This is a genomic window from Haladaptatus ordinarius (assembly GCF_054177595.1).
Genome location: NZ_JBPEHH010000016.1, coordinates 64,433 through 71,283 on the forward strand (window position 1 = coordinate 64,433; position 6,851 = coordinate 71,283).

8 protein-coding genes are annotated in these 6,851 nt (G+C 61.3%); 4 read left to right on the forward strand and 4 right to left on the reverse strand.

Annotation, left to right across the window (positions count from 1 at the left end; translation table 11 throughout):
• Window positions 1-19: 19 nt before the first annotated feature.
• Both ACR3FF_RS08445 and ACR3FF_RS08450 read right to left on the reverse strand, forming a co-directional pair.
• Window positions 20-1,558: an aldehyde dehydrogenase family protein gene (locus ACR3FF_RS08445; protein ID WP_458187549.1), complete on the reverse strand. Its 1,539-nt coding sequence runs from the start codon at window positions 1,556-1,558 to the stop codon at window positions 20-22.
• Window positions 1,559-1,694: 136 nt separating this feature from the next.
• The gene (locus ACR3FF_RS08450) at window positions 1,695-2,513 is read right to left on the reverse strand and encodes an RIO1 family regulatory kinase/ATPase domain-containing protein (RefSeq protein ID WP_458187550.1); all 819 of its coding nucleotides are present in this window, start codon (window positions 2,511-2,513) and stop codon (window positions 1,695-1,697) included.
• 91 nt (window positions 2,514-2,604) lie between these two features.
• On the opposite strand from ACR3FF_RS08450, the gene ACR3FF_RS08455 reads away from it, so the two are divergent.
• Window positions 2,605-3,747, forward strand: a complete 1,143-nt coding sequence (locus tag ACR3FF_RS08455; protein WP_458187551.1) for an acyl-CoA dehydrogenase family protein — start codon at window positions 2,605-2,607, stop codon at window positions 3,745-3,747.
• A 13-nt stretch (window positions 3,748-3,760) separates the two neighbouring features.
• Here the strand turns inward: ACR3FF_RS08455 and ACR3FF_RS08460 are convergent, their stop codons facing one another.
• Both ACR3FF_RS08460 and ACR3FF_RS08465 read right to left on the reverse strand, forming a co-directional pair.
• On the reverse strand, window positions 3,761-4,294 hold the full coding sequence (locus ACR3FF_RS08460; RefSeq protein ID WP_458187552.1) for a cob(I)yrinic acid a,c-diamide adenosyltransferase: 534 nt from the start codon (window positions 4,292-4,294) through the stop codon (window positions 3,761-3,763).
• Complete coding sequence (locus ACR3FF_RS08465) at window positions 4,291-4,533, reverse strand: glutathione S-transferase N-terminal domain-containing protein (protein ID WP_458187553.1); 243 nt, start codon at window positions 4,531-4,533, stop codon at window positions 4,291-4,293. The genes ACR3FF_RS08460 and ACR3FF_RS08465 overlap by 4 nt, the downstream gene beginning before the upstream one ends.
• A 112-nt stretch (window positions 4,534-4,645) precedes the next feature.
• On the opposite strand from ACR3FF_RS08465, the gene ACR3FF_RS08470 reads away from it, so the two are divergent.
• From ACR3FF_RS08470 to ACR3FF_RS08480, 3 genes are all read left to right on the forward strand, one after another.
• Complete coding sequence (locus ACR3FF_RS08470) at window positions 4,646-5,128, forward strand: pyridoxamine 5'-phosphate oxidase family protein (RefSeq protein ID WP_458187554.1); 483 nt, start codon at window positions 4,646-4,648, stop codon at window positions 5,126-5,128.
• 267 nt (window positions 5,129-5,395) lie between these two features.
• Window positions 5,396-6,400: a DHH family phosphoesterase gene (locus tag ACR3FF_RS08475; RefSeq protein ID WP_458187555.1), complete on the forward strand. Its 1,005-nt coding sequence runs from the start codon at window positions 5,396-5,398 to the stop codon at window positions 6,398-6,400.
• 45 nt (window positions 6,401-6,445) lie between these two features.
• The gene (locus ACR3FF_RS08480) at window positions 6,446-6,610 is read left to right on the forward strand and encodes a DUF7838 family putative zinc beta-ribbon protein (RefSeq protein ID WP_458187556.1); all 165 of its coding nucleotides are present in this window, start codon (window positions 6,446-6,448) and stop codon (window positions 6,608-6,610) included.
• Window positions 6,611-6,851: the final 241 nt, after the last annotated feature.

A 6,851-nucleotide genomic window follows, 5' to 3' on the forward strand; every position in this document is an offset into this window, starting at 1 on the left:
TCGCTACGCTCGGCGTTCCTTACTTTTCCTCTTCAGTCTTGATGTCCGCCGACAGTCCCTGTGCCATCTTGATATCTTTCGAGTTGTTCATCGTCCACGCCGTACGCTCCGTGACGGCTTCGATGGCTTCGCGGGCGCTCGGATAGCCGTTGCCGGACTTCTTCACGCCGCCGAACGGGAGCTGGACCTCCGCGCCGATACACGGCAGGTTGGCGTACGCCAGGCCGAGGTCGGCGGTATCGCGGAAGTAGTTGATCTGGCGGTAGTCCTCGCTGACGATGGCACCGGCCAGTCCATAGGGGGTGTCGTTGTGGATATCGACTGCTTCCTCGATGTCGCCCGAGTACTTGAGCAGGGCGACATGCGGGCCGAATACCTCTTCTTTGATACAGCGGAGGTCGGTGTCGTAGTCGATTTCGTAGACGAACGGGCCGACCCAGTAGCCGTCCTCGTGGCCCTCGGGAATCTCGTCGTCGTCGAGTTCTTCGCGGTCGACGAGCACGTTCGCGCCTTCTTTGCGGGCAAGTTCGTTGTACTTGCCGAACTTCTCGACCTGTTCTTCGTTGACCATCGGCCCCATGAACGTGTTCTCGGAGAGCGGGTCGCCGACGGAGATGCTCTCGGCGAGTTCGACGTATCGCTCTTTGAACTCGTCGTAGACGTCTTCGTGGACGATGAGTCGTTCGCTGGAGACACAGCGCTGGCCCGTCGTCTTGAACGAGGACATGATGGCGCTGTGGACGGCGATGTCGAGGTCGGCGTTCTCGGTGATGACGATACCGTTCTTGCCACCCATCTCACACGCCGCGAGTTTGCCGGGTTCGCCGCCGACTTTGCTCGCAATCTTGTGACCGACTTCCGAGGAACCGGTGAACAACACGGTGTCCACGCGCTCGTCTTCGACGATGGCGTTCCCGGCGTCACCGAAGCCCTGGACCATGTTGAACACGCCGTCCGGGACGCCCGCGTCCTCGAACATCTCGGCGACGGTCTGACCACACCACGGGGTCTGCTCGGCGGGTTTCCAGACGACGGTGTTGCCCTCGACGAGTGCGAGCGCCATGTGCCAGAACGGGATGGCGACCGGGAAGTTCCACGGCGTGATACAGCCGACGATGCCGCGCGGTTTTCGCCGCATGTAGGCGTCTTTCGCGCCGATTTCGCTCGGAACGACGTCGCCGTGCGGGTGACGGGCGTTGCCCGCGGCCCACTCGACCATGTGTGCGGCCTCGACCACGTCGGCTTTCCCTTCGGAAATCTCCTTGCCGCACTCTTTCGTGATGATTTCGCCGAGTTCGTCCGTTCGCTCTTTCAGTTCGTGGTAGATGTCCCACAGGTGCTCTGCGCGGTCGATGTACGAGAGGCTCGCCCACTCGTCTTCGGCTTCCTCGGCCGCCGACAGAGCGGCTTCGACGTCCGCTGGCGTGCCACGGCGGAACTCGCCCAGCGTCTCCTTCGTCGCCGGGTTGACGCTGTCGAACGTCTCGTCTCCCTCGCCGTCGTGCCACTCGCCACCGATGTAGTGGCCGGACACTTCCTGGCTGGCTTGTTGACTCATATCTTCGGAAAGAACTCGAACGGGTACGCTAAAAAAGACTCCCAATTCAGAGCGACTGACCCTCGTCGTTCACTTTTCGACACGTCCTCGACGGGTCGATTACGGTAACCGACCGAGAACGGGTTTAGACGACCGATTAGCTGGCTTCTCCGGCTTCCCTGTCGGCCAGTTTCTCTATCTCCCCTTTCACGCTGGCCGCGTCGAAGTCGTGGTCGGGTCGCATGTTCACGAAGTCCAGAAACTCGCGTGCGGCGAGTAGTTCCTCGGCGGTGTAGTGTTCACGGGCGGCCACGACGGCGTCAAGAGCCCCGATGAGTGGTGCGAGCGACCCCAGCGCGCAGGCGAGGTCGTACGACCGGGCTTCGTCGATTCGCTCTTCGTTGACGCTCGTCGCGTCGATGAAGTAGATTTCGTCGTTCGCGACGAGCACGTTCTCCCCGCGCAGGTCGCCGTGCGCGAGGTGGTTGTCGTGCATCCGCGAGAGGGATTCGAACAGTTCGGGCGCGAACTCGCGCACCTCCGTCTCGGGCATCTCCTCGAACGTCTCGAAGTCGGGGAGATACTCCATCACCAGCACACCCAGCCCGTCGGCTTCGAACGCTTCTATCGGCGCGGGAACGTTCAACCCGATTTCGCGCATCTCGCGTGTCGCTTCGAGTTCGTGTCTCGCCATCTCCTGTGGCCCGTCGAAGTGTTCGAAGAAACCTTCCGTCCCGCTGGAGAACGCCCCGAGATTCCGGACGCTGGTGAAGAGAGCGTGGACCAGCGAGTTCTGTCCCGACGTAATCTTGACGAACCACTGGTCGTCGACGACGCAAGGCGTCGAGAGCCAGTTGTCCGCGTCGATGAACTCGACGTGAATCTCGTCCCGGTCGTACCGCTCTGCGAGTTCGCGGAGCACCCGTTCGAGCCGCGACCACTCGATAGTGCCGCGCACCAGTTGCCGGAAACCCATCACCGATTCAAAACGCCGGGAGCACATAAATCGTTCCCGGCCCACGGCGGGCTTCGCTGTCTTTATAGCCAAACCCGCGTAAAAATCCACTATGGATTTCAACCTTCCTGACGAGCACAGGATGGTACGGGACACCGTCCGGCAGTTCTGCGACGAGGAGATCGAACCGGTCGCTCAGGAGATAGAGAACGAACACCGATTCCCCGAAGACATCTTCGACCAGCTCGCCGACCTCGACATGATGGGCGTCCCAGTCAGCGAGGAGTACGGCGGTCTCGGTGGCGACCAGTTGATGTACGCCCTCGTCACGGAGGAACTCGGTCGCGTTTCCGGCTCTATCGGTCTCTCGTACGCCGCGCACATCTCGCTCGCCTCGAAGCCCATCGAACTGTTCGGCACGGACGAACAGAAAGAACGCTGGCTTCGCCCCCTCGCAGAGGGCGAGTACCTCGGCTCGTGGGCACTCACCGAACCCGGTTCCGGGTCGGACGCAAGCGACATGGACACCACGGCGGAGAAAGAGGGCGACGAGTGGGTCATCAACGGCACGAAGCAGTTCATCACCAACGCCAACGTCGCCGGAAGCGTCCTCGTCAAGGCCGTCACCGAACCCGGCGCGGGCTACGACGGTATCTCGACGTTCATCGTCGACCCCGAGGAGGACGACGGCTTCGAGGTCACGACCGTCTGGGACAAGATGGGTCTCAACGCCTCGCCGACCTGCGAGATTCAACTGGATGACGTGCGCGTTCCCGACGACCGCTTGCTCGGCGAGGAGGGGGACGGCTGGGAGCAGACGAAGAAAACGCTGGACGGCGGACGCATCAGCATCGCCGCGCTCTCGACCGGTATCGCACAGGGCGCGTTCGAGGCTGCCAAATCCTACAGCAAAGAGCGCGAACAGTTCGGCCAGCCCATCTCGCAGTTCGACGCCATCCGGAACAAAATCGTGGACATGGACCGCAAAATCGAACGCTCGCGTCTGCTCACCCACAAGGCCGCCTGCAAGTACGACGAAGGCCACTCCGTCACCCACGAGAGCGCGCTGGCGAAACTCGACGCCAGCGAATCCGCCCGTGAGGTCTCCGAGGACGCCGTGCAGGTGCTCGGCGGCTACGGCTACACCGAAGATTTCGCCCCGCAGCGGTTCCTCCGCGATGCCAAGTTGATGGAGATAGGCGAAGGAACCAGCGAGATTCAACACCTCGTCATCGGTCGGGAACTCGGACTGTAAAAACAAACGCTCGTTAGTACGTCGGACTCTCTTCTCGTTCCCCGTCGCGCTTGTTCACCACGCGCCCGAAGACGAACAGTGCGTCCGACAGCCGATTCAGGTAGGTCACGGCGTCGTCGTTCACGTCTTCCTCGCTCGCCAGCGCGACTGCGCGGCGCTCGGCCCGACGGCAGACGGTTCGAGCGTGGTGGAGGTTCGCGCCCGCCTCGCTCCCGCCGGGGAGGATGAAGGAGGTGAGCGGGTCCAGTTCCTCGTCGTAGCTGTCCATCCACGATTCGAGCAGGTCGGCGTGGTCTGCATCGATTCGTGGGTCGTCCTCGTCCGGTTCCGGATTTGCGAAGTCGGCCTGCACGACGTGGAGGTGGTTTTGAATCTCGCGCAGGTGGTCGTCCACGTCGTCGTGACCCGTGGGTCGGCATCGGCCGACGAGGGCGTTCAACTCGTCTACCGTGCCGTAGGCCTCGATGCGCGGACTCGCTTTCGAGACGCGCGACATGTCCCGCAGGTCGGTCTGGCCCGCGTCGCCGCGTCCGGTGTAGATTTTCATGCGAGCGATTGCTCCACGTATCGGACGATGTTGTCGCTCTCGGCCATCGTGACTCCGCCGTCTTCGTCCACGAGCACGGGGACGGCACGCTGACCGCTGACGCGTTTGACCTCGTCTCGCTTCGAGTGCAGTGGCTCGACCCACTCGGTTTCGTACTCGACGCCCGCCTCGTCCAGCGCGTCGTGGACTCTCTCGCAGTACGGACACCCATCGAGCGAGTACAGTGTTATCGAACGCATGGCCGGACAATAGAACGCGACGGTAAAGTAAGCTATCGTCCCAGTTTCCACGAGGGATGTTTCGGTCTCGTTTTCAGTATTTCTTATATCTCGTCACGTCGTACCGAGGGGTATGGTGGGAGACGACAGCGCGCGACGAAGCCGACCGGAAACCGAAGGAAGCTACGGAATCCCCGAGAGCAGAGAGGGGATGCTCTCGTGGGGGTTCGTCCGCGAGCAGATGGCCGGCGACCAGAACTACTGGATTGCGACGACGCGTCCGGATGGCCGTCCGCACGCACGCCCCGTGTGGGGCGTCTGGGTCGACGATACGTTCTACTGTGGCGGTGGCGAGAAGACCCGCTGGGTGCGCAATCTGACGAACAACCCGGCGGTGACCGTCCATCGGGAGAGCGGCGAGACGGTCGTCATCCTCGAAGGCGTCGCAGAACGAATCGACGAGGCAACCGACCTTCGCCTCGCAGACCGGGTCGATGCCGCTTACGAAGCGAAGTACGGAATCGAACACGGGACGCCGTTTTTCGTCGTCCGTCCCGATGTCGTCTTCGCGTGGAGTGATTATCCGAACGACGCGACGCGGTGGGAGTTCGAGTGAGCAGGGAAGCGCACAACTTCGGAGTTTAGCCGGGTGATGCGTGCCTTCTTTTCACGCTACTTGCGATGAATTGGGCCACGTCTGCTGATTCTCCACTCGAACAATACCCCACATTCCTTGCCGGTAGGCACGCATCAGAACCCCATCCTCCGAAGGTCTGGGAAGCGATAGATTACGAATTCAATATAGCAATATATCGTTTATTTTTCGCCGCCTTCTGTCGGTTTCCATCCACGGGTTGATACTCACTCAGGTCGAACAGGTAGCATGACCCGCGCACAGGAGTTGGTCGAGTACCTCGCGGGGGTCGAGTCGCTCGCTGTCGTTTGTCACGACAACCCCGACCCGGACTGTATCGCCAGTGCGCTCGCCCTGTCGGTGATCGCCGAGGAGAGCGGCGTCGAAGTCATCGAGTTGTTCTACGGAGGGACGGTTTCACACCAGCAGAATCGTGCGTTCATCAACCTCCTCCACGTGAGCTTAGAACACACGGAGACGTTCGACGTCGACGATTTCGACCGCGTCGCGTTCGTCGACCACGCGACACCCTCCGGTCACACTGAACTCGACTCGGTCGTGCCCGACATCGTCATCGACCATCACTCGACCGAGACACCGAGCGGTGATTTCGTCGATCTTCGCACGGAGTACGGGGCGACGGCGACCATCCTCGTCGAGTATCTCGACGAACTCGACATCGAGGTGAACGTCCAACTCGGTTCTGCACTGTTGTTCGCGCTCCACCGCGAACGAATCGACTTCATCCGCGAGCCAACGCCCAAAGAGTACGCTGCCGCGCTCCACGTCTGTCGGCAGGCCGACCTCGAACTGCTCGAAGAACTGTACGGTGCAGCGTTCTCCCCGTCGACGGTCGACGCCATCGGCGAAGCGATTCGGAACCGCGTCCAGCGCGGTGCCACCCTCGCTACCCTCGCTGGACGGACGAGCGAGCGCGATTCGCTAGCGCAAGCCGCCGACTTCCTCCTGAACGTCGAGGGCGTGAACACGGTGCTCGTGTTCGGGGTCGTCGACAGTGCCGTGGAGATGAGCGCTCGCTCCATCGACCCACGAGTTCACGCCGGGAACGTCCTCAAAGAAGCGTTCGACGACGTCGGAAGTGCGGGGGGACACGCCGACATGGCCGGTGCAAAGATTCCGCTCGGCCTGTTCGCCGACACGAACACCGACGACGACGAACTGGTGGCGTTCGCATCCCGCCGGGTTCTCCATCGTTTCTTCGACGCGCTCCACCTCGAACGCGAGGGCGGGTAAACTCGAAACCAGTATCTTGAAATTCTCGGGGACAAGAGAGTGGATATGAGCCTGGAAATCCAACACGACTGCCCCCAGTGCGAGAGCGAGGAGACGTTCTGGCGCTGTGCCAGTACGACCCTCCATCTCGGCGAGAAGACGAAGTGGCGTTGCTCCGAGTGTGACTTCGGACTCGTTCGCATCGACGGCGACATCGACTCCGCGGCGTAGGCACGACTTTTGTGAATCCGTACTCTGCAGGTATCTCAGCCACCAGTGACGACGTTCGGTGGTAGCCACTGCCGACGGAATAAATCGTATACCACTATACCGAATCGCAGGTTGTCGAAATTCCACAAGTTCGGGATCTCAAATTCTACAAACCACTAGAGTACTGATATCTTGAGAGAACAGCGGTAGCAACCGCTGTGACCGACATTGTTCACCGATGGTTCTGAATCAGTCGTTTCGA

What these genes read in the sequence shown, in the direction of transcription:
- ACR3FF_RS08475 (WP_458187555.1), top strand. Translation starts at nt 5,396, where the DNA reads ATGACCCGCGCACAGGAGTTGGTCGAGTACCTCGCGGGGGTCGAGTCG.
- ACR3FF_RS08455 (WP_458187551.1), top strand. Translation starts at nt 2,605, where the DNA reads ATGGATTTCAACCTTCCTGACGAGCACAGGATGGTACGGGACACCGTC.
- ACR3FF_RS08445 (WP_458187549.1), bottom strand. Translation starts at nt 1,558, where the DNA reads ATGAGTCAACAAGCCAGCCAGGAAGTGTCCGGCCACTACATCGGTGGC.
- ACR3FF_RS08450 (WP_458187550.1), bottom strand. Translation starts at nt 2,513, where the DNA reads ATGGGTTTCCGGCAACTGGTGCGCGGCACTATCGAGTGGTCGCGGCTC.
- ACR3FF_RS08470 (WP_458187554.1), top strand. Translation starts at nt 4,646, where the DNA reads ATGGTGGGAGACGACAGCGCGCGACGAAGCCGACCGGAAACCGAAGGA.
- ACR3FF_RS08480 (WP_458187556.1), top strand. Translation starts at nt 6,446, where the DNA reads ATGAGCCTGGAAATCCAACACGACTGCCCCCAGTGCGAGAGCGAGGAG.
- ACR3FF_RS08465 (WP_458187553.1), bottom strand. Translation starts at nt 4,533, where the DNA reads ATGCGTTCGATAACACTGTACTCGCTCGATGGGTGTCCGTACTGCGAG.
- ACR3FF_RS08460 (WP_458187552.1), bottom strand. Translation starts at nt 4,294, where the DNA reads ATGAAAATCTACACCGGACGCGGCGACGCGGGCCAGACCGACCTGCGG.